General features: G+C 38.4%; 17 protein-coding genes and 1 pseudogene. 12 read left to right on the top strand and 6 right to left on the bottom strand.

Features of this window, described 5'->3' with window-relative positions:
* Window positions 1–767: pseudogene (locus CD172_RS13075) on the bottom strand (hypothetical protein); the annotation flags it as partial.
* On the opposite strand from CD172_RS13075, the gene CD172_RS12990 reads away from it, so the two are divergent.
* From CD172_RS12990 to CD172_RS08465, 9 genes are all read left to right on the top strand, one after another.
* A complete protein-coding gene (locus tag CD172_RS12990; RefSeq protein WP_174167592.1) occupies window positions 757–996 on the top strand; it encodes an LPXTG cell wall anchor domain-containing protein in 240 nt (79 codons plus the stop codon). The pseudogene CD172_RS13075 and the gene CD172_RS12990 sit on opposite strands and share 11 nt — an antisense overlap.
* 112 nt (window positions 997–1,108) lie before the next feature.
* A complete protein-coding gene (gene secY2, locus CD172_RS08500; RefSeq protein WP_103346087.1) occupies window positions 1,109–2,332 on the top strand; it encodes an accessory Sec system protein translocase subunit SecY2 in 1,224 nt (407 codons plus the stop codon).
* 10 nt (window positions 2,333–2,342) lie between these two features.
* The gene (gene asp1, locus CD172_RS08495) at window positions 2,343–3,899 is read left to right on the top strand and encodes an accessory Sec system protein Asp1 (protein ID WP_103346086.1); all 1,557 of its coding nucleotides are present in this window, start codon (window positions 2,343–2,345) and stop codon (window positions 3,897–3,899) included.
* Window positions 3,889–5,451: an accessory Sec system protein Asp2 gene (gene asp2 / locus CD172_RS08490; RefSeq protein WP_103346085.1), complete on the top strand. Its 1,563-nt coding sequence runs from the start codon at window positions 3,889–3,891 to the stop codon at window positions 5,449–5,451. The genes asp1 and asp2 overlap by 11 nt, the downstream gene beginning before the upstream one ends.
* On the top strand, window positions 5,438–6,343 hold the full coding sequence (gene asp3 / locus CD172_RS08485) for an accessory Sec system protein Asp3 (RefSeq protein ID WP_103346084.1): 906 nt from the start codon (window positions 5,438–5,440) through the stop codon (window positions 6,341–6,343). The genes asp2 and asp3 overlap by 14 nt, the downstream gene beginning before the upstream one ends.
* Window positions 6,333–8,723 (top strand): accessory Sec system translocase SecA2, encoded by a 2,391-nt coding sequence (secA2, locus tag CD172_RS08480; RefSeq protein ID WP_103346083.1) that lies wholly within the window; start codon window positions 6,333–6,335, stop codon window positions 8,721–8,723. The genes asp3 and secA2 overlap by 11 nt, the downstream gene beginning before the upstream one ends.
* Window positions 8,724–8,738: 15 nt before the next feature.
* Entirely contained in the window at window positions 8,739–10,247 is a 1,509-nt protein-coding gene (gtfA, locus tag CD172_RS08475) for an accessory Sec system glycosyltransferase GtfA (RefSeq protein WP_103346082.1), read from the top strand.
* On the top strand, window positions 10,240–11,580 hold the full coding sequence (gene gtfB / locus CD172_RS08470; protein WP_103346081.1) for an accessory Sec system glycosylation chaperone GtfB: 1,341 nt from the start codon (window positions 10,240–10,242) through the stop codon (window positions 11,578–11,580). The genes gtfA and gtfB overlap by 8 nt, the downstream gene beginning before the upstream one ends.
* Before the next feature lie 267 nt (window positions 11,581–11,847).
* Window positions 11,848–12,738, top strand: a complete 891-nt coding sequence (locus CD172_RS08465) for a PhzF family phenazine biosynthesis protein (protein ID WP_103346080.1) — start codon at window positions 11,848–11,850, stop codon at window positions 12,736–12,738.
* Between the two features lie 57 nt (window positions 12,739–12,795).
* On the opposite strand, the gene CD172_RS08460 is transcribed toward CD172_RS08465, so the two are convergent.
* The 5 genes from CD172_RS08460 to fadX all read right to left on the bottom strand — a co-directional run bounded on the left by CD172_RS08460 (window position 12,796) and on the right by fadX (window position 20,715).
* Window positions 12,796–13,980: a thiolase family protein gene (locus tag CD172_RS08460; protein ID WP_103346079.1), complete on the bottom strand. Its 1,185-nt coding sequence runs from the start codon at window positions 13,978–13,980 to the stop codon at window positions 12,796–12,798.
* Window positions 13,981–14,002: 22 nt separating this feature from the next.
* Window positions 14,003–16,264, bottom strand: coding sequence for a 3-hydroxyacyl-CoA dehydrogenase/crotonase FadB (gene fadB / locus CD172_RS08455; RefSeq protein WP_103346078.1), 2,262 nt, complete (start codon window positions 16,262–16,264; stop codon window positions 14,003–14,005).
* A gap of 27 nt (window positions 16,265–16,291) precedes the next feature.
* Window positions 16,292–17,500 (bottom strand): acyl-CoA dehydrogenase FadE, encoded by a 1,209-nt coding sequence (gene fadE / locus CD172_RS08450; protein WP_103346077.1) that lies wholly within the window; start codon window positions 17,498–17,500, stop codon window positions 16,292–16,294.
* A gap of 59 nt (window positions 17,501–17,559) precedes the next feature.
* Window positions 17,560–19,065 carry a long-chain-fatty-acid--CoA ligase FadD gene (gene fadD / locus CD172_RS08445; RefSeq protein WP_103346076.1) on the bottom strand — a complete coding sequence of 502 codons (1,506 nt, stop codon included), beginning with the start codon at window positions 19,063–19,065 and terminating at the stop codon, window positions 17,560–17,562.
* Between the two features lie 75 nt (window positions 19,066–19,140).
* On the bottom strand, window positions 19,141–20,715 hold the full coding sequence (gene fadX / locus CD172_RS08440; protein ID WP_103346075.1) for a fatty acid degradation protein FadX: 1,575 nt from the start codon (window positions 20,713–20,715) through the stop codon (window positions 19,141–19,143).
* Window positions 20,716–20,917: 202 nt separating this feature from the next.
* Here fadX and CD172_RS08435 point away from each other — a divergent pair, with 202 nt between their 5' ends.
* Genes CD172_RS08435 through CD172_RS08425 form a run of 3 tightly spaced genes read left to right on the top strand, consistent with a single transcriptional unit; the run spans window position 20,918 to window position 23,113 of the window.
* The gene (locus tag CD172_RS08435) at window positions 20,918–21,967 is read left to right on the top strand and encodes an ABC transporter permease (RefSeq protein WP_103346074.1); all 1,050 of its coding nucleotides are present in this window, start codon (window positions 20,918–20,920) and stop codon (window positions 21,965–21,967) included.
* 11 nt (window positions 21,968–21,978) lie between these two features.
* A complete protein-coding gene (locus tag CD172_RS08430) occupies window positions 21,979–22,644 on the top strand; it encodes an ABC transporter ATP-binding protein (protein ID WP_103346073.1) in 666 nt (221 codons plus the stop codon).
* Between the two features lie 10 nt (window positions 22,645–22,654).
* Window positions 22,655–23,113: an AAA family ATPase gene (locus CD172_RS08425; protein ID WP_037565718.1), complete on the top strand. Its 459-nt coding sequence runs from the start codon at window positions 22,655–22,657 to the stop codon at window positions 23,111–23,113.
* Window positions 23,114–23,413: the final 300 nt, after the last annotated feature.

Genomic DNA, 23,413 nt, shown 5'->3' with positions numbered 1-23,413 from the left:
GAATCGACAAGTACTTCAATCTCAGAATCAGAAAGTGCTTCAACATCTGTAAGTGAATCTGAGTCAACAAGTACATCAGTATCAGAGTCAGAAAGTACTTCAACATCTGTAAGTGCATCAGAATCAACAAGTACATCAGTGTCTGAATCAGAAAGCACATCAACGTCATTGAGTGCATCTGAGTCAACAAGCACGTCTGTATCAGAATCAGAAAGTGCTTCAACATCTGTAAGTGCATCTGAATCGACAAGTACGTCAGTATCTGAGTCTGAGAGCACATCAACATCAGTAAGCGAGTCTGAGTCAACAAGTACATCGATCTCTGAGTCAGAAAGCACATCAACATCAGTAAGTGCGTCAGAATCAGAAAGTACATCAACTTCAGTAAGTGCATCTGAATCGACAAGTACGTCAGTATCTGAGTCTGAGAGCACGTCAACGTCAGAAAGTGCGTCAGAATCAACAAGTACATCAGTGTCAGAATCAGAAAGTGCTTCAACATCTGTAAGTGCATCTGAATCGACAAGTACGTCAGTATCTGAGTCTGAGAGCACATCAACGTCAGTAAGTGAGTCTGAATCAGAAAGTACGTCAACATCAGTAAGCGCATCTGAATCAACAAGTACGTCAGTATCTGAATCATTAAGTACATCACTAAGTACTTCAGAATCAATCTCAACAAGTGTAAGTACGTCAGCTTCAACAAGTCTGTCAAACTCTATGAGTGATTCATTAGTAACTTCTGAGTCAACAAGTATGTCACTCACAACATCAGAATCTCAAACGCCACAATTAGATAGTACTGCTATCAACAATGATGTTAATAAAGTGACTTCTAACGACAACAAAGTGACTAAGACTGATGCTTTACCTGATACTGGTCAAGCAACTCAAAATGGTGGATTAATTGGAGCAGTTGCTGCAATGCTTGCAGGGTTAGGTTTACTCAAAAGATCAAAAAAAGATCAAAAGAAAGTAAGAAAATCTAATAAATAATAAGTAAACAACATGGGTTAAAGAGGCTAGGCACAAGTACAATGGATATGATTCATTGCCAAAGACAAGTGCTTCTAGCCTCTTTGGCAACATGTTATAAAAGAGGGTTAATGTGAAGAATAATTTGTTTTTTCGTATTTTAGGTCAATACGAATATAAGATTTTACATAAACGTATCATATATACATTGTTCATTTTATTAATATACATATTTGGAAATCATGTTTCCTTAGTCAGTCAAGACCATATCAATGCTCAACAAGGTTCATTTTATAGGCTGGCTGTCTCAAATATGGGTGGGGACATTCATACACTCCATATCTTTTCTCTTGGTCTCGGACCTTGGTTAACAGCCATGATTTTTCTAATGTTATTACGTTATCGCAATATAGAGAAATCTATGCGCCAAACGCGTAAAGAAAAGCATTATCAAGAAAAATTGTTAACGTTAGCTTTATGCGTGGTTCAAGGGTATTTTGTGATTCATCAGTCTGTGATTAAAGATCATATTAAAGACGTTAATTTATTTCTTATACTATTAGTGATTGTGACAGGTGCAATGATGCTTGTTTGGTTAGCGGATCAAAATGTTAGGTACTGTATTGCGGGGCCTATGCCAATTGTACTTCTAAGTATCGTACGTTCTATTTTTAATCAAAGGCTGCCTGAACTTCATGTCCATCATGTCATTTTAATTACTATTGTCACATTAATCGTTATTGCTTTAATTATTTTACTTTTGATTGAATTGGTTGAATATCGTTTAACGTATCAAGATATTATGCATGTTACGCATACACGTACCAAGTCTTACCTTGCTTGGAAACTTAATCCAGCTGGGAGTATTTCCATCATGATTAGCTTATCGGTATTCATTCTTTTAAACAGTCTCATTAATCTTATTGTTGCTTCAGTTACAGGTAAATCCTCAGATGTGCGTTTTTTGAGTTTTGATAATGTGGAAGGTATTACGATTTATATCTTCATGCAAATTATTCTAGGGTATTTATTGTCACGGTTACTGATTAATACGAAACAAAAGGCAAAAGATTTTCTTAAAAATGGTAATTACTTTGAAGGTGTTAATCCTGGAGTGGAAACAGATGTTTTTCTCAATCATAAAGCACGTATTGTATGTTGGATGGGTTCTATCATTGTTGGCATTATTATAGGTATTCCATTGTATTGCACGTTATTTGTCCCTCAACTTTCACAACAAATTTACTTTGCGATTCAATTAATTATTCTTGTGTACATTAGTATCAATATTGCTGAAACCATTCGAACATATTTGTATTTTGATAAATATCAACAATTTTTGACTAAATATTGGTAAGGAGAGTTTTATGAAACGTTTTATACCGGCTTGGTATAGCCAAAATCAATGGTGGGAGAGTCAGGCACACCCTTTTTATCGTAAACGTGCGATTACAGAATTTGACGATATGATTAGTTTAATGTCGATGCATTATAAAAATAACGTTCAATTTGAAATCATTGTTATGAATTATAATCCGGGTTTACGCACATTTTTACATCGCCATGATTTATTCGAAGCTACTTATTGGTCTGTATTTGATGAGATTCAAGGTTTTAATCATCAAACATCGCAATCTGTAGATTATCGTGAACTCAAATGGCCAACCGGTACGGAATTTATTTACACACCTTATCTTATTCAAGCAATTATGAATGACCATTGCTATTCAAATATATATTTTAGTCAAGATGGGTATTTGATTTGGATTGAAGATTATGAAGACAAAGTATTGTGTCGGCGTTATGTGTTTGATGATCGTGGTTATTTATCTAGCATGATTTATTACGATTGCGAAGGTAAACCGGATTTCATCCGATATATGACGTGCGATGGTGACTGGATCTTAGAGGAAAAAGTTAAAAATGGCACGGTTGACGTTCATAAGAAATACTACCATCGTTTCAAATATCATCAATACTCATCAATGGTTACAGTGATTCAAGAATATCTACATGATTATTGCGCAACGTCTACTAATAAAGACGATATTATTTTTGTTGCCTCGGATGTCCGACATAATGCCCTCATCGCACAAAGTTTTAATCACCATCGTTTATGTTATTCCGTTTTCAAACAGCGTAATCAAGATCTAAATGAAGAGGCATTAGCTTCTATGGAAATAGGACAAAATTGGCTTGTAGATACGCTTGAAAATGAGCAAAAACTGAACGCATATAAAACAAAGCAACGCTTGGCGAATCGTTTAATGCGCATTACGCCTTTTGATGCACAGACGATGTCCAATATTAGTAGTCAATTACATGAAACATATATCGGATTATGGATTGACGGGTTAAGTGAAGCCAAATTAAAGACATTGATGTCGCAATGCGTTCAATATATGAAAAATCACGAATCGATGCGTATCGTATTAATGTCAAAAATGGAGCGTCATCACATCTCGCAATGGCTATTGAATGAAATCAATGTCATTAATGACCAATTTAATGGTAAGTCAGATGTTTCAGAGGAGATTGCTGAATTGATGAAAGAGGATGAAACCATTGATTATGTTGAACTCAAAATCGTTCCTTTTGAAATTGATATTGTGGAAGCTATTTCTACATTGCGTATCATGGTTGATTTATCAGAGGAACCGGATTTGTTTCTACAAATATGTTGTTTAGGTGCAGGACTTCCTCAAATCAACCAAAGGCAAACCGATTATGTACAACATGGTGCGAATGGCCTTGTCATTACTACGGACGAAGCATTGATTGGCGCATTAGATTACTTTTTGGCGCATCTAAAACATTGGAATTATTCATATGCGCATGCGCAAAAACTTTCTAAAACCTATGCATCTGGAAAAATTATAGAACAATTAGACCAATTGATTGAAGGTGAGTATAGTGGCGCGTAAGTTCAGAGTTTTACAAATTGGTAGGAACGATTACGGTCCACATTTCACAGATAGTAAATATACAGATTGGGATTACTTGAATCCTGATGTTTTTGAAAATTTTAGTGATTATATACATGCCGTGAAGACAACAATAGAGGTTCACGGAAAGTTTGATTTTATTTTTGTTCAAACACCTTTTTCGGAAGGTTTAATGGAAACGCTCGAAATCGTCAGTCAACCGTATTCGACTTATGTAGATCATCAGTATTGGGATGATAATTTTGAGCATCATGATTTAGTGCAAAATCGCATGATACGTCCACTTAATTATGATTCGCCGAATGATTTATATGAAATTTTAAAGTCTGTAACATTTCCAGGGCAATATGGGGATAAAGTTTCTCCAAAATATTGTGTCGTGAATCCGGCGTTTAAAGGAGAGGCACTTTACTTAGGGAATAAGGCTTTGGCACTTTCAGGTGATTTCGGCAATGATATGACGCCTATTTTATCTTGGCAGAAACATTTGTTTTATGACGAAGGTAAAGTCATTCAAATCTGGCCAGAATTTACTGTGACAGGAAATGTAGAAGTAGAATTTAAATTCCGCTTGATTACGAAAGGGACGTCAGATACTGTCGTTGAGGAATTCGTTCGTCAACATCATGAATTACATGTACCTCTAGAAATCCCAAGACGTACACATGATGCGTATATCATTATAAGTGCACGTGCTAAAGGTCAAGGTACGTTTCATATGGGGGCTGTTCATAAACGATGGTCGCGATTAGACATGGGGCAATTTATATTAGGCGGTAAACGTTTTACGGATAACAATCACGATGAATTTATTTACTACTTTAACCCTGGAGATATGAAACCGCCGCTCAATGTATATTTTAGTGGTTATCGTCCGGCAGAAGGGTTTGAAGGTTATTTTATGATGAATCGTTTTAAAGCGCCTTTTATCTTAATTGGAGACCCACGTATTGAAGGGGGCGCATTTTATCTAGGCTCGGATACGTATGAGGAGGCGATTAAAAATGTGATACAAGAAGGACTTGATCACCTTGGTTTTAAACAAAATGAATTAATACTATCGGGATTATCAATGGGTTCTTTTGGTGCTTTGTATTACGGCGCGCAATTAAATCCTGCAGGCATCGTCGTAGGGAAACCGTTAATCAATGTCGGAACTGTAGCACATAATATGCCGTTACAGCGTCCAGAAGATTTCGGGACAGCACTAGATGTCCTTTTGAAGAACGAAGGTGGATTAGAACCATCTGATATTGACCATCTTAACCATAAGTTTTGGGATAAAATTGAAAACGCAGATTTTTCTAAAACAACGTTTGCGATTGCGTATATGGAACAAGATGATTACGACATGCATGCGTTTGAGATGTTGTTGCCAGTAATGACAAGACAACATGCGCGTGTCATGAGTCGTGGCGTGCCAGGTAGACATAATGATGATTCGCCTACTATTACAAGTTGGTTCGTTAATTTTTACAATATTATTTTGGAAAGTCGATTTGGGAGAGTGACGTCACGTGCAAAATCATAATTACACCATTCGGTGGACGCAAATCATTCCTAATACATTTATGTATGGCTCACGTCTTCATTTCAACCATCATGAGACAATATTCAAAAATCGCCTGATGCCATCTGGAATTGTCATTCACGAGTGGAAAATGATGACGAACTACGCTGAAGAAAAAACGATACCGACGTTACCGATTTTAAAAAGAGGTGCAACCTATCATTTTTCTTTTGATTATGATGTGGAGCCAAGTACAGGCATTTATTTTAAAATCATTTTTAAACGTCGTAACGGTAGCATTTTCGATACGCGTATCATTCAACAACGCGATGTAGTGATTACCTATCCATATGAAGCTTTTTCATATGAACTTCAAATGATTAATGCTGCCTCGACGTCTGTTTGTTTTCGAAGTATTAAAATCCAACATCAGGATGAGAATACGGATTCAAAAGTGCTTCGCATGACGGACATCATCAATGAAATTCCATCGTTACCTGTATTGAATATTCTATTTGCGGAAACACAGCCCTTATCATCCGATGCGATACGTGAATTTGAAAATGTCATCAAAGTTGAACATTGGCAACACTATGATACTGAAACTTTGCGCGACAAGTTGATGCACCTTAAAAATAAAGGGGCGTTACACTTTATTGGATATCATGAACAATCAAGCGCCATCGCCTATCGCATGGCCACAATGTTTAATGGGACTGCTTTTGTCACACATCATTTGAATACTGTGGATGATGTTGAACGAGACCAAGCGGCACCTATTATATGCTATACACACGAGGAACATGATTTACATGCGCATACAGTTATTGTGCAAGAGATGCTGAACCCGAGTCGGTACTTAAATCATATCGATTTAGATGTATTAAATGGAGGACGTCAAAATGGATACTAAAATTTCTCAACTCATTAACAATATGCGACTTAGACGCCTTCATAAAATATTAAAAAAGGTTAATCAGTATCGCGAGACGTTTTCAAAATTGCCTGATGCGGCTTTACAAGCAAAAACACAAGAATTCAAGCAGGCCATTGAAAAAGGTGTATCTTTAACGGAGTTATTACCTGAAGCATACGCGGTGTTACGTGAGGCAAGTCAACGTGTATTGGGCATGTTTCCAAAAGATGTTCAAGTGCTTGGCGGTATTGTGCTTCATGAAGGTAATATTGCGGAAATGCAGACTGGTGAAGGAAAAACGCTTACCGCAACATTGCCGTTATATTTAAATGCGTTAACTGGTAAAGGGGCTTATCTCATTACGACAAATGATTACTTAGCGCGTCGTGATTATGAAGAAATGAAACCATTATTTGAATGGTTAGGTCTTACGATTGCGTTAGGTTTTGTGGACATTCCTGATTATGAGTATGCCCCGGGTGAAAAACAACGTATTTATAGCCATGACATTATTTATACAACCAATGGGCGTCTCGGGTTTGACTATTTAATTGACAACTTAGCTGATAGTAAAGAAGGGAAATTTTTGCCCGACTTAAACTTTGGCATTATTGATGAAGCCGATTCAATTATTTTAGATTCCGCACAAACACCACTCGTGATTTCAGGGGCACCACGTGTACAATCTAATTTATTTCATATTGTTAAAGCGTTTGTAGAGACGTTACGTGAAGATGAACACTTTGAAATGAAAAAAACTAAAAAAGAAATATGGTTAACGAATGCAGGGATTTCAGCAGCGAATGCATACTTTGGTGTGACAAATATTTTTGATCAACCTTATTTTGATCTCGTGCGAAATATTAATTTAGCGTTACGTGCGCGTCACTTGTTTGAATCTAACTTAGATTATTTTGTTTATGATGGTGAAGTGGTACTCATAGATCGTATTACGGGACGGATGTTGCCAGGGACAAAGTTACAAGCAGGCCTTCATCAAGCAATTGAGTCAAAGGAAAATGTGGAATTATCACGTGACATGAGTGTAATGGCAACCATTACATTTCAAAACTTATTTCGTCAATTTGATGCATTTTCTGGTATGTCAGCGACCAGTAAGTTAGGTGAAAAAGAATTTTTCGATTTATATTCGAAAATCGTTGTTCAAATTCCTACAGATAAACCAATTGAACGTATAGACTATGAAGATCGTGTTTTCAAAAATGCGGATGATAAAAATGCGGCAATATTAGCGCGCATTCAAACGTTACATCAAAAAAAGCGACCTGTACTACTGATTACGCGAACAGCGGAAGTAGCCGAGTATTTTTCTATGGCGCTCTTCGAATTAAATATTCCAAATAACTTATTAATCGCACAAAATGTTGCGAAAGAAGCACAAATGATTTCCGAAGCAGGTCAACTGGGTGCCGTGACAGTTGCGACAAGTATGGCTGGGCGCGGAACAGACATAAAATTAGAAGAAGGTGTCAAAGAACTTGGTGGCCTTGCCGTAATCATTAGTGAACATATGGAAAATAGTCGTGTAGACCGTCAATTACGTGGTCGTTCGGGGCGTCAAGGTGATCCTGGTACGTCACAAATTTATATTTCCTTAGAAGACTACCTCGTTGAACGCTGGGGTAAAGGGAATATGGTCAACAATGAGAAGTTGAATCAAGTGGATGGCGCTACGTTAGAAAAAAGTCGCCTATTTCAAAAACGTGTTCAAAAGATTGTAGCACGCGCACAACGTGTATCAGAAGAACACGGAGTGATTCAACGTGAAATGGCGAATGAATATGAAAAAAGTATAAGTATTCAACGTGAACTTATTTATAAAGAGCGTGACCGTGTCCTCGAATTATGGGATATGGGGGAGCTAGATTTATCAAAAGTGGCAAAAGATGTGTTTCAACAAGCGTATCGTCAACGTCAATTACATTCTAAAAAAAACATTACGGATTATATTTATAAAAACATCAGTTTTCAATTTGCAGAAGATTTAACGGGGCTTGCGTTGCATCAAGAACAAGCAGTGGTTGCCTTTTTAGTAGAACGTTTTGAACTGTCGCTTCGTGCACAAAAAAATGCTTTAAATGATGATTATTTTTATACACGCTTCGTACAAAAAGCGATTTTGAAAGCAATAGATAGCAATTGGATTCACCAAGTGGATCACTTACAACAATTGAAGAGTAGTGTTCAAAACCGTCAAAACGGGCAACGTAACGCGATTTTTGAATATCATAGAGTAGCATTAGAATCCTTTGAAGCGATGAGTGAAGATATTAAAAAACATATTATTCAAAACCTTTGTCAAAGTGTGACAACTTTTGATAAAGAAGGAAAACTTGTCGTACATTTTCCAAATTAAAGAGGTGGACGTATCGTGACATTATACAATATCAATTTTGGTATCGGTTGGGCGAGTAGTGGTGTGGAATATGCACAAATGTACCGTGCCAAATTATTGAGGGGCTTGAATTATCCTCAAAAATACGTATTTTTAGATTTTATTAATGCAGAAAATATTCAAACATTAACGGAAAATATTGGTTTTAAAGATGATGAAGTGATTTGGATTTATCAATATTTTACGGATATCCCTATCGCACCCTCAAGTTATACCGTAGAGCAACTTAAAGCAGAGGTCTATGAACCGATTGTACGTGAAGAAACGGATGGGAAAATTCATCGCTTATTTCTCAATGATAATCAAACGTTTATCACGTGTTATTTAAAGAATCCGGATGAAGATATCGTCGACCGTGCGGAATTTGTCATTGACGGTAAATTGGTACGTAAAGATTTTTACAGTTATGTCCGCATCTTCTCTGAATATTATGCACCGCATGACAATATGGCTAAAATTTATATGCGTCAATTTTATAATGAAGACGGCTCGATTGCATATAACGAATATATTGACGGTCAAACGAATGTCTATCGTTTTAAAAATAAGGTACTGTACAGTCGCCAAGCATTTATCGCCTACTTTATGGAATCTTTGAATTTATCTTCTGAAGACATTGTCTTTTTAGATCGTGCAAGTGAGGTGGGCCAGGCACTTGTACAACATAAAGGACAAAGTAAAATGGGGGTTGTCGTACATGCAGAACACTTTAGTCAACATGCGACAGACGACCAACATGTATTATGGAATAATTATTATGAGTATCAATTTATGCAAGCAAATGAAATTGACTTTTATATTACCGCTACACAGTTACAAAACGATATTTTGACAGCGCAATTTGAAAAATACCATCAACAATCGCCAAAAGTGTATACCATTCCAGTGGGAAGTATTCATGAACTTAAAAAGCCTAAAAGAAAACGTCAACCGTTTACGATGATAAGTGCATCACGTCTAGCTAATGAAAAACATATTGATTGGCTCGTACGTGCTGCGATACTTGCTAAAAAGGAGGTACCCGCGCTCCAATTTGATATTTATGGTGAAGGCGGTGCAAAAGGACAACTTGCGACACTAATTCGTGAGAACCACGCAGAAGATTATATACATTTAAAAGGACACGTCCATTTAGAGGATGTTTACCAACGTTATAAATTATTTGTCTCCGCATCGACGAGCGAAGGCTTTGGTCTAACATTGTTAGAAGCTGTAGGGTCTGGTTTAGGAATGATTGGATTTGATGTAAATTATGGCAACCCAACGTTTATTCGTGATGGTAAAAATGGCTATTTATTACCAGTAAATGCGAAAGAAGAATCCTCAGAAACTATCGTAAAACGGTATGCAGCGTCTATCGTTAAATTCTTTAATGACGGCCCTAAAGCAGAACATAAAGTATCTTATAATGTTGCGCGACCATTCCTTACTTCAGAGATTCAGCTTAAATGGAAACAATGTTTAGAAGAGGTGGCTCATGATTAATTTATTTGAACGTTTTGACCTTAACGCACGCACATTATATGATACATTACGCCTTTCTGATCACTACGCGACAACGATTGTTATGGAAGATGATGGGTTTTTGCCTGAACATGTTGTGACGCCTTATCAATTTTTCTCAAACTATCGAGTTCCGAAAGATGCCAAACCTCGTTATTTCAATGAAGTGGACGTACCGCGATTTTGGGAAATTGAAGGGAATAATGATGTCGCATGGGTTAAAGATATGGGTATTAAACGTGCCAAAATTAATTATCGTCCTAATTTGAAACCACGTATTGTCAGTCATGTAGATTGGTATGATGGTGAAGGACGTTTACAGTTTGTAGACCATTATACGCAACATGGTGTGCATTTCGCACAATCTGTATATGACACAACTGGTAAATTGATTATGCGTAAATATATGGATCAACAAGGACGAGAAGTGATCTATGAAAATTTTGTCGTCCAATCAATCATTTTATATTGGGAAGGGCAATCTTATCACTTCAACAATAAAGTGAAGTTTATGTTGTTTTTCATCCGTGCATTAAATATCGATTTATCACAATTTGTCATTAATTCTTTAGGTACACCATTTGCGGTACTCTATGAATTAGATACACCGGGTCATGATATTTTATTTTGGCAAGAACAATGCCAAGGACATGTCCCAGGAAATATGACGCTCATGTTGCGCGGGGATCTTATGCGTCAATTTGACGTTGTCGTCCCTGATGTGCATGAATATGAGATTTTAACCCAACATATGTCTGTTTCAGAACGTCAACATGTTCATCAAGCAGGATATATTTATGATTATGAAAAGACCAATGGTTATTCAATGAATATCTTAGTAATGACAAATTCTGATCAAATTCACCACTTGGCATCCATTGTTGAAGCTTGTCCGTTTGCGACATTTCATATCGGAGCCGTTACAGAAATGTCGTCAAATTTAATGGCATTTGATGCCTATGCGAACGTGAAACTTTATCCGACGATTGAACGTGAAACAGTGAACAAACTTTATCAAACATGTGATGTCTATTTAGATATTAATGAAGGTGGCGAAATTATTAATGCGGTGCGCATGGCGTTTGATCATGATATGTTAATCTTTGCTTATCAAGATGTTGCGCATAACTTAAGTGTGACAGCCCCTGAAAACCGTTTTACCAAAACAGATGGGGCATTCAATTTAAAAACGGCGCTGAAAGATATTCAGCAGAAAAAACGCTTCTTTAAAGTACGTCACAATTATCAAAAACAGCATGTGCATGAGATAGACGTAAAAGCATTTAAAACGTTAATGTCTCAATTTAGTCGTTAAAGTGTATGTTATGGCTAAGTATTAACCCTCAAAATGTGTTGATATCTCACATTTTGAGGGTTTTTATGATTTGAAGTAGATAAATAAGTGGTACTGTATGACGGACAGATTACAAAACGTAGTGTTTTTGTAATCCATTATTAAATGATTGTTATAAAGTGTCGGACTTCAGAATGAAATGTTGTAATAAAGTGTGTAACCATCGAAACGTATTCAAAAACGTGTTACATTAAAGCATACTTAATTCTATTGAAGAGGAATGGCACTATGAAAACAGTTAAAGTATACCAATACGATGCGTTTACAACCGAACCCTCTAAGGGGAATCCTGCTGGTGTTGTACTTAACGGTGATATGTTGACTACAGATGAAATGCAAGCGATTGCTTATGAAGCGGGTTTCAATGAAACAGCATTTTTAATGGCCTCAACACACGCCGATTTTCAAATTCGCTTTTTCACACCGCAAAAAGAGGTGGATGTGTGTGGTCATGCAACGATCGCTACCGTTGTTGCCGCCAAATCAAAGCAACTCATTCCAAATGGACAAACCGACATACAAGTGGAAACGAAAGCAGGACGATTGAATATCACTTTAGAACATAAAGCGGGGCATTGGTCTGTAACGATGGTACAAAATCCACCGCAATTTAAAGCGTTTGAAGGATCTATCCCACAACTATCACAAGTGCTCGGTATCCATGAGCGAGAAATTGACGAACATTTACCCATCATGTATGGCAACACAGGTGTATGGACATTGTTAGTACCTGTGAAGTCATTAGAAGTTTGTCGGAAAATGAAACCGCACAATCAAAAATTTGCTGAAATATTAACCGAAGAGCCAGGTGCCTCTGTCCATCCATTTTGTATTGAAACATATCATGACACGTGTGCTATGCATGGTAGAAACTTTTCGGCTTCTGATGCCGGCACTGTTGAGGATGCTGTAACTGGTACTGCGTCAGGTGTCATGGGGGCGTACTATGCACGGTTTATTGATCCCAATCATCCAACCTATAGACTCAGTATCGAACAAGGTCAAGAAATGGGAAAAGATGGTCACGTAGATGTACATGTTTATCGTAAAGCGAATCAATTCAAAGTTGAAATGACAGGACAAGCAGTTGAATCTCGTCAATTTACAGTCGTGTTATAACAAAACATACCCTCGGACGTAGGAAGTACCTACGCGCGAGGGTATTTGTGTGTCAGTTTAACCTACATATTCGAAAATGGCTGCTGCACCCATGCCGACGCCAATACACATTGTCACCATGCCGTAACGGGCATCCTGACGTTTTTTCATTTCTGATAGTAGACGTCCTGTTAACATAGCGCCTGTTGCTCCTAGAGGGTGACCGAGTGCGATAGCCCCGCCATTTACATTCGTTTTAGACGCACCTAAACCGACTTCGTTCATAGATGCGATGGTTTGTGCGGCGAAGGCTTCATTGAGTTCAACTAAATCGATATCTTCAATCGTTAAATGGGCACGTTTTAACACTTCAGGTATCGCATACGCAGGTCCAATCCCCATCAATTTAGGGTCGACACCTACAGCTTCATATGCGACAAATTTTGCGATTGGCGTCACGCCGAGCGCTTTGACTTTTTCACCTGACATCACAACGACAAACCCTGTGCCATCAGATAAAGGTGCGGAAGTCGCAGCTGTTACGGTGCCATCCGCTTTAAATACAGTTGGTAATGTTGCCAATGTATCGAGATTTGTATCGGGACGAATAAATTCATCTTGATTAAATGGTGTTGTTTCTACTTTAGGGCCTGATTCCGTATACGTTACCGTTTTAACAGGGATTGAGACGATTTCATCTTCAAATTTACCGGCGTCTTGAGCTTTTGCAGCACGTTGATGACTTTCGACAGCGTAAGCATCTTGTGCTTCGCGAGAGACGTTATATTTTAAAGCAACATTCTCTGCGGTAAGACCCATTGGGTAAGAAACGCCGACGTCTTCTTGTTGTAGTGTTGGATTGTTTATCGGTTCATTTCCTCCCATAGGGACAGCGCTCATTAGTTCAACGCCACCAGCGACGATAATATCTCCCTGATTGGCAAGAATTTGATTTGCAGCTAATGCAATCGTTTGAAGACCTGAAGAACAATAACGATTTACAGTTTGACCGGGTACATGATTAGGTAGTCCAGCACGTAACGCAATCGTTCGTGCAATATTTTGCCCTTGGAGCCCTTCTGGAAAGGCATTCCCAACGATAACATCATCTATCATATCGGGTTGAAATGCACCATCTACGCGATCCAAAACACCTTTAAGGACCGCTGCGGCAACATCATCGGGTCTTTCATGGAATAAGGCACCGTTTTTCGCTTTTGCAGCTGCTGAACGCCCATAAGCGACAATATAAGCTTCTCTCATATCAATTTCATCCTTTCGTGTGTTAGTTACGTAATGGTTTACCAGTTTTCAACATATGACAAATACGCGCATACGTCTTTTCAGTTTTTAATAATGTGAGGAAGTGATGTTTTTCAAGTTTTTGTAAGTAACGTTGATTCACATACGTATTTCTTGGTAAATCTCCACCTGCAAGCACGGTTGCAATACGTAAGGCAATATCATAGTCGTGTTCGCTAATGAAATGACCTTCTTTTTGTGCGTCTAATTGACCTTCCGCAAGTGCGATAAAATCAGAACCTAGCGCAAGATATTGATGTTTTGGTGCAGGGATATAGTTGGTATCTGCTTCGTATTGCGCACGTCGCAATGCGATTTCTACGCGTTTTGCTGTATTGAATATAATGGTATCTGTATCTCGTAAAAAGCCATAGCGTCTTGCTTCAAACGCATTCGTTGATACTTTCGCAAAACCGATAGTCATCAGTACGTTCGTCATACTGTGGTGGTGGTCATTTTTCATGTGAGCTGTGTGTAAAATACGATTCGCCATTTCAGCAAGTCCACCAGCACTTGGTAATAAACCAACACCAGCTTCAACTAAGCCAATATACGTCTCGCTTGCTGCAACGACGAATGGGGAATAAAGCACAAGTTCACAACCGCCACCCAGTGCACGTCCATGAACCGCAGTGACAATCGGTTTCGTACTATATTTTAGGCGATTGAAACTACGATGGAGCTTTTCAACGGCACCACTTACCATATCATCAACAACACCATCTTCATGGGCTTGTTTCATTTGATAAAGATTTGCGCCCACGCTAAAGTTGGTACCTTCTGCATATATCACCATGCTGCTATAGGCTTTTGTTTCAAGTAAATCGATGGCCTCAACCAAATCATCTGTAAAATGGTCTGTAATAACGTTATTTTTACTTTGAAGTTTGAGCAACAATTGGTTACGATTGGCTACTGCCAATTTAGAATCATCACGGTCCCAAACGACATCTGTAATCCATTCAGAAACAGGTGTGACACGCTCGATGGATTCACCTGCTTCATAAAAGCTGTTTTGGACAGATTGAAGCCATTCTGGTAAATCACCTAATTCATCTTCCATACGCTGTTTAACACGCTCAAAGCCCATTAAGTCCCATAATTGGAATGGACCGAGCTTCCAGTTGAATCCCCAAACCAGTGCGCGATCGACATCTTTAAAATCTTTCGCAGCATAAGGTACATTACGCGCAGCATAGTAAAAAGTGTTACGTAACGTTTCCCATAAGAATAGGCCTGCATCATCATTAGCGTTAAAGATGACGTCTAAGTTATGCGCTAAATCTTTGTTAAATTGTGCTAATAAAGGAATTTGAGGCTTTTCAACAGGTACATAATCTTGGGAGTCTGGATCGAAAACGAGACGTGATTTTGTGGCTTTATCTTTTTTGTAAAAGCCTTGTTTCGTTTTTCTACCAAGTGCACCTTTATTAAATAATGTTGAAACTAACGCCACATCTTTGAAAAATGGTTGTTCTTCAGGAACCTGTTGTAGCCCTTTAATGACAGAAACGGCGATGTCCAATCCGACCAAGTCGGTCAAGGCGTATGTGCCTGTTTTAGGGCGGCCAATGGCCTGACCAGTTAAGGCATCTACATCAGTAATTGAAAAGCCCTGTTGTTCAGCACGATACATAATGTCATTCATCGATTGTGTTCCGATGCGATTTGCGACAAAACCGGGGACGTCATTCGCGATGACAACACCTTTTCCTAAGACATCTTGCGCAAATGTTTGAACTTTTTCGATATAAGTAGCGTCAGTAAGACGGTTAGGAATCACTTCAACCAATTTCATAATACGTGGGGGATTGAAGAAGTGAAGTCCAAAAAAGCGCGCTTTATCCGTTTCTTCAAACACCTGTGCAATGGCTTCAATTGGAATGCCTGAAGTATTTGTCGCAAACAATGCTTCTTTAGGTGCGACGCGTGCAACGTTTTGCCAAACAGTATGTTTAACTTCTAAATCTTCTTTAACGGCTTCAATATATAAGTCGGCATCTGAATCTGCCAAGTCATCGTTAAAATTTCCATATGTTAAATTCGATGCGTATTGTAAATCAAATAAAAGCGGACGTTTTTTATCAGTAATCATGTCATAAGCTTTTTTCGAAATTTTATTTGGATCTTGTTCATCAATGACAATGTCGAGTAATTGTACTTTAAGGCCAGCATTGACGAAGAGGGCAGCGAGTTGTGCGCCCATTGTGCCAGCACCTAGGACGGTAATCTTATTGATTGTCATAATCATTCCTCCTTAACAATTGCGATATTAAATAAATGCTGATGTACCTGTTAATGCGCGACCTATTACAAGTGCATTGATTTCATGTGTGCCTTCGTACGTATAAACGGCTTCAGCATCGGAAAAGAAACGGGCGATATCATAATCACCTGCAAGTATGCCATTACCACCACAAACCCCGCGTCCCATTGCGACAGATTCGCGTAAACGTAAGGCATTCATCATCTTGGCCGTAGATGTAGCAACCTCATCATATTCACCATTTGCTTGTTTACGTGCGAGTGCTGCACACATCGCCATGGCGTGCGCTAAATTTCCTTGAATCATAGAGAGTTTCTCTTGTACGAGTTGATATTGACTAATTGACTTACCAAATTGCTTACGTTGTTTAACATAGTCTAACGTTGCGCGTAACGTTCCAGCCAATGCCCCTGTAGCCATGTATGCCACACCGGCACGTGTCGAATATAAAATTTTAGCAATATCTTTAAATGACGTAATATTTTGCAAGCGATCAGCTTCTTTTACTTGAACTTGATTTAATTTAATATGCGCGTTCGGGACGATACGTAAGGCGATTTTATCTTGAAGGACATCAATCTCAACGCCCTCTTGATCAGGGGTAACGACAAAACAATGGGGTTTCCCAGTCTCTTTGTTCACCGCAAATACTGGGATGACATCTGAAACATGTGCACCACCAATCCATTTTTTCTCACCATTGAGTATCCATACGTCTCCTTTTTGTTCTGCTGTTGTAGCAAGACCACCAGCGACATCTGAACCGTGGTCAGGTTCTGTTAAGGCAAAACAAGTACGCAGTTCATGTGATTGAAGTTTTGGCACATATTTGGCAACTTGTTCTTTTGAACCGCCGAACAAAAAGGTATTGTGTCCTAAACCTTGATGGACACCGAGTAATGTGGCTAAAGAGACGTCAAAACGCGCCAATGTGTAAGCCATAAAAAACTGGAATAATTGACTCGGTGTTTGCGCCCCGTCACGATCTTTATATAATAGGGGATTTGTAAAATAATTGAGGTTACCAATGTCTTGAAAAAAGTCTTCAGGTACAGTTGCATCTACCCAATGGCGATTAATATCTTTGCGGTATTTGTCTTCTAATAACGCATGAAGTTGTTGTAGAAGTTCGAGTTCACCATCTGTTAAATCTTTCGCAATGCTTAAAATATCTTCAGGATACAGTGCTTTTAATCGTTCTTCTCGATTTGTCATAATAATTGCCTCCCTTTGTTGTAAACGCTTACATTTATCTTTAAAAATTTTTGATTTTGTTACTCAAGCGCTTGTGCTTTTTTGTTCATCATATCGCGAATTGCGCGTTTATCCGGTTTTTGCGTAGAGTTAAGGGGCATATAAGTGACAGGCTGATACATGCGAGGTACTTTATAGCCCGCAAGTTTTTCACGCATAAATGTATCAAGCTTACGCTCATAATCTGGGTCATTCTCCCTTAAGATGACTGCAGCCGCAATAGATTCACCATATTTCGGATGATCATATCCAACCACTACACAGCGATCCACGAGCGGATGTTCAGCGAGTGCGGTTTCGACTTCAGAAGGTAAGACGTTTTCACCACCTGTAATGATGAGTTCTTTTTTGCGATCGATGATAAAAATATCGCCATCTTCATCTTTTTTGGCTAAATCACCTGTTAATAGGTAAGGGCCATGGAAAATTTTGGCGGTTTCTTCAGGTTTTTTCCAATAACCAGGTGTCACATTTTTAGCTTTAATCGCAAGTTCTCCGATTTCTCCGACACCGACTTCATTTTTGTCATCATCAAGGATGATACTTTCAACAAACATGACAGATTTTCCGATACTCATTGGTTTTTTTAGAGCATTTTCAGGCGTGTTCACCATAACGAGTGGCGCCTCAGTTAAACCGTATCCATTAATGATATTGACACCATATTGTTTAAAAGCAGCTTGGATACTTGGCAAAGGTTGTGACCCACCTTGAATGACATATTTCATTTTTCTAAAGTTTTCAGGATTAAAGTTAGGTTGCTTAATGGTTGCATAATACATCGTTGGAATCATAATGATAAAACTTGGTTCATATTGTGCAATTAAGTCATTCAATGCTTCGCCATTAAAGTAGCGTTGTAAAACAAGTGTGCCACCAGCCATTAATGTTGGTAATACCGTATCGTTAAATCCTAAAACGTGAAACATTGGTGTAGAAATAATGGTTGTATAGTCGGAGTTAAATTTATAAGTTAATTCTATATTGGTGCCATTATTTACAAATGAGTCATACGAAAACATCACGCCTTTAGGTTCACCCGTCGTACCACTTGTATATATTAAAGCGGCCAAATCATTTGCCTCTACTTTAGTCGCTTTAAATGGTTGATGGTGTTCTGGGTTTACGATTGTTGCGTATTCAGGACTATCAATGTCCATATGCAAAAGCTTTTCATCAACATCGGTTAATGAACTTAAATGTTTTTCCGCATAAAATAATATTTTGAGTTCGGAATCTTTAACAACTGCTGCAATTTCTTTAGGATTGAGTCGCCAATTAATAGGTAAAAATACCGCGCCCATTTTAAAACAAGCAAATAATAAATCTAAAAGTGCCACATCATTGGGTGCAAATACACCGACGACATCACCTTTTTGTATTCCTTTGTCAGTGAGATAATGTGCCATATGATCTGCGCGGATATTGAGTTGCTGGTACGTCCACTGTGTCCCCTTTAATGGATCGATGACAGCTGGCTTCTCAATATCAAAATCAGAGCGCGTTTTAATCCAATCGAAATTCATCACGTATAACCCCCTTTAGTTGATGATTGGGAAGGGATGAGGGCTTACCACAATCATCGTAATAGAAATAACTTTCTACGTCGTGTGTGATTGGTTACAAAGTGTTTGAGACAAGTTCCCCCATACCTCTTGATAAATACTTGTATCAATAGTAATTAATGGCTCCGCGATCTTTGGGGTAAAATCCATATGTTGTAAAATATCTCGCTGTAAATCTAGTCCTGGTGCAATTTCAGTTAAAGTTAATCCTTCGTCTCGCAATTCAAATACTGCGCGATCTGTTACAAAATGAACTTCTTGACCTAGTGTTTTTGCGTACTCAGCGTTAAAATCAATATGATCGACGTTAGATACAAATTTGTGCATCGGTGACGTGTCATGTGCATGGAGCTGACCATTTTCGATTTTTAGTTGACCACCGGCAACAAAAGCGCCACAAAATACCAAACGCTTCACAGATTGACTAATATCAATAAAGCCACCGCATCCATTCATCCGGTTTCCAAAAAAGGACACATTCACGTTACCTTGCGCATCCACTTCCGCAAAACTCATATAGGCAACGGATACGCCGCCGTTATAGATAAAATCCCATGTCTCATCATGCCGCATACGTGCCTCGGTGTTGTAATTCATACCAAAATGATTGCGACTGCCAATAAATCCACCAAAAATACCAGTATCCATAATAGGCAAAATGGCATCTTCCACATCTTCCTCATGCAGGAGGTTAGTGAGCTCATTGTTAATGCCATAACCAATACTGACCGTATCCCCATGACGAAGCAGTTGGGCAGCACGGCGTAAAATCAGTTTGCGCGTCGAAAACGGTAAAGTGGGCTCTGGATAAGTATTCACTCGACGTTCTCCAGAGAGTTCTGGTTGATAATACGTTTGAATTAATTGTTGGTGATTGCGTGAATTTTCAGAAATATAAACGTAGTCAACGAGTGTTCCTGGAATAAATACATCGTTTGGGTTCTGTTGACAAATATCAACGATTGCTTTCACTTGTACAATGACCTTGCCACCATGTGCTTTCGCATTTAAAGCGACACCGTAACTTTCACCAAGATGTGCTTCGTGTGTCATATAAATATTGCCTTTAGCATCCGCATAGGTGCCTCTCAAAATCGCCACATCAACGGATGGGAAATTGTAATGTAGATACGTTTCATCAAGAAGCGTGACGCGTGAAACGATATCTTTAGTCGTACGCGCGTTCGCCTTACCCCCTTGATAGAGTGGATCAACACCTGTGTGTAATCCAATTTTTGTAAACACACCTGGTGTTATCGAATTGGATTGTCGGTAATGCGTCGCAATGACGCCTTGTGGTAAAAAGTAAGCTTCGATCGCATTTGATTTAATGGCGTTGACTGTCTTTTTGGAAGCAGTCATGATACTCATCATGACGCATTTGATCATGCCACGTTCAACAAAATCATCAAGTTCCACCGTAAAACCACCACTGCTAATATCATTCGCTAATATGAAAGTAAGGTCTTTAGGTGACTGAGTATCGTCATATTGATTTAAAAGAAGTTGTAACACTTCGGCAGGTAGGTTTGACACTGTTAATGCAGCTAGTCCAATGACATCGCCATCTTCTACAATAGTTTTTACTTCGGATTCATCGATATGCTTCATGGCATCACTCCTTTTAATCAGTTTCACTGCATTTCATGTAAACCCTTACATGAAATATAACATATGTCACAAAATTGTAAAAATATCACGCATTTATAAATTGGGTAATTTTAAAATATAACATCAATAAAGAATATGTATCGCGTGCAACTTATAGCGCTTAATGGTATGCTTGTGAAGACACACGTGGAGGGGGAAAGTTATGTTTTTAGCTTGGAATGAAATCAAACGTAATAAACTCAAATTCAGTCTTATTGTTGGTGTACTGATTATGGTGAGTTATTTGTTGTTTTTATTGTCAGGTCTTGCGAACGGTTTAATGAATATGAACCGAGAAGGCATTGATAAATGGCATGCGGATGCCATCATTATGAACGACAATGCGAATCAGACGATTCAACAGTCAAAATTTAAAACATCAGACGTACCCAATGATTTTAAAGAGAAAGCAACGTTAAAACAAACCGCTGTCATCGCATCGAATGGGCGAACGGAAGAAAATGCTTTGCTGTTTGGTGTGGCGCAACAATCATTTTTAATACCACACATTATTGATGGTAAGGCATTTCAAAAAGAGAATGAGGTGGTAATTGATGCGTCATTAAAAGAAAAAGGATTCAAAGTAGGCGATACGATTCATTTAGCACAATCCGATGAAACGTTAAAGGTGGTAGGAATTAGCGAAAGTGCTAAATTTAACGCCTCACCCGTATTGTTTGCGAATGATGCGACTATGGCCAAAATTAATCCAATGTTAACCAAAGAGGTCACAAATGCCATCGTGGTGAAAGATCCAAATTGGCAAGACGTTAAATTAGACTCGAATTTAGAAGCTATAAAAATAAGTTCATTTATAGAAAATTTACCAGGCTATCAAGCGCAAAATATGACTTTAAACTTTATGATTGTCTTTTTATTCGCAATTTCTGCAACTGTAGTAGGCATTTTCCTATATGTCATGACCTTGCAAAAAACGCATCTATTTGGTGTTTTAAAAGCACAAGGGTTTACGAATGGTTATCTCGCTAAAATGGTCATTGCTCAAACCTTTATTTTAGCAAGTATAGGTGCACTGATCGGATTAGGCTTAACGATGCTTACTGGGGTATTTCTACCAACAGCAGTACCAGTGAAATTCGACGCCATTACGCTTGCCATTTTTGCGATTGTACTCATTGGCGTCTCATTATTAGGCAGTGTTTTCTCGGTATTAAGCATTCGAAAAATTGATCCACTTAAGGCAATCGCATAGGAGGTGTACATATGTTGGTATTTAAAAACGTGACAAAATCATTTAAAGATGGCAATCAAATGATAGAAGCGGTCAAATCGACGACGCTTCAATTTCACAAAGGGGAATTGATTGCAATTGTAGGCCCCTCAGGTTCTGGTAAAAGTACCTTTTTAACGATGGCAGGTGCGCTTCAAACGCCCACACATGGTGAAATTTTTATTAACAATAAAAATATTACAAATATGAACCAAAAACAGTTATCCAAAGTACGTATGAATGAAGTGGGATTTGTGCTACAATCCACGAATTTAGTTCCATTTCTTACAGTCAAACAACAATTTCAATTACTTAAAAAATCCAAAAAAGATGTGATGCATTTAGATGCGTATCAGGCACTTATGCATCAACTGGGATTAACGGAACTTGAAAATAAATTACCTAGTGAAATTTCTGGAGGGCAAAAACAACGGGTCGCTATCGCAAAAGCGTTGTACACGAATCCTGCCATTATATTAGCTGATGAACCAACAGCTGCACTTGATACTGAAAATGCGTTAGAAGTCATTCAAATCTTACAAAAGCTCACGACAGAACGTGACAAAATATGTATAATTGTGACACATGATGAACGACTGACACACTATTGTGACCGTGTTTTTCACATGGAGGACGGTATTTTATCAGAACAAAGATGAGGTGACGAAAATGATACAACGTATTGTGATTATGGGATCTCCAGGAACAGGCAAATCGACACTTGCCTATCGCATTGCGCAACATACAGGTTTACCACTTTATCATATGGATGCGTTATTTTGGGAAGGTAATCAAACGACGTCTGATGAAGCACTTCGAACACGCTTAAATCACGTCATTTCCAAGGACACATGGATTATTGACGGAAACTACAAAGATACACTTGAAATGCGTATTCAACGGGCGGACTTGGTGATTTGGTTACGGGCACCTAAATGGAAGTGTATCATGCGTGTGATATATCGTTTTGTGACTGACAAATTTCGAGAGAAAGGCCCAGGCGCAAATCCTGATATACTAGCACCAAGTTTTATTAAACATATATGGGACTTTCCTAACAAAAGTATCCCTCAAATGCATGACATTCATGAAAAATATAAAAATCATTGTCGCTGGATTATTGTGTAAAAAGAGGACAGACCTTACATCATAGCCATCCTAAAATCATTCTTAACGTCGCATTATAGAGACCTCTTGCCTTAATCTCTGGAACATGAAGACGTTAGGAAAGTAATGGGTACGTTTGGGCATAATGTCATAGAAGTACGAGGTAGTGATGAATCAAAATAATGTTTATCAATTTTAATCAATAGAATAGCCGACAAAGTTCTGAACATCACCCTGTAAAGTAGACACGGAAAAAATAAAAGTTAGTTACTTGGCTGCGCTTCTATAAGTGCAGCCATTTTTAATGAGATTCTATCCTCA

It is taken from the genome of Staphylococcus agnetis, from assembly GCF_002901865.1.
Classification (GTDB): Bacteria; Bacillota; Bacilli; order Staphylococcales; family Staphylococcaceae; genus Staphylococcus; species Staphylococcus agnetis.
This window is presented reverse-complemented; position numbering and strand designations above follow the sequence as displayed.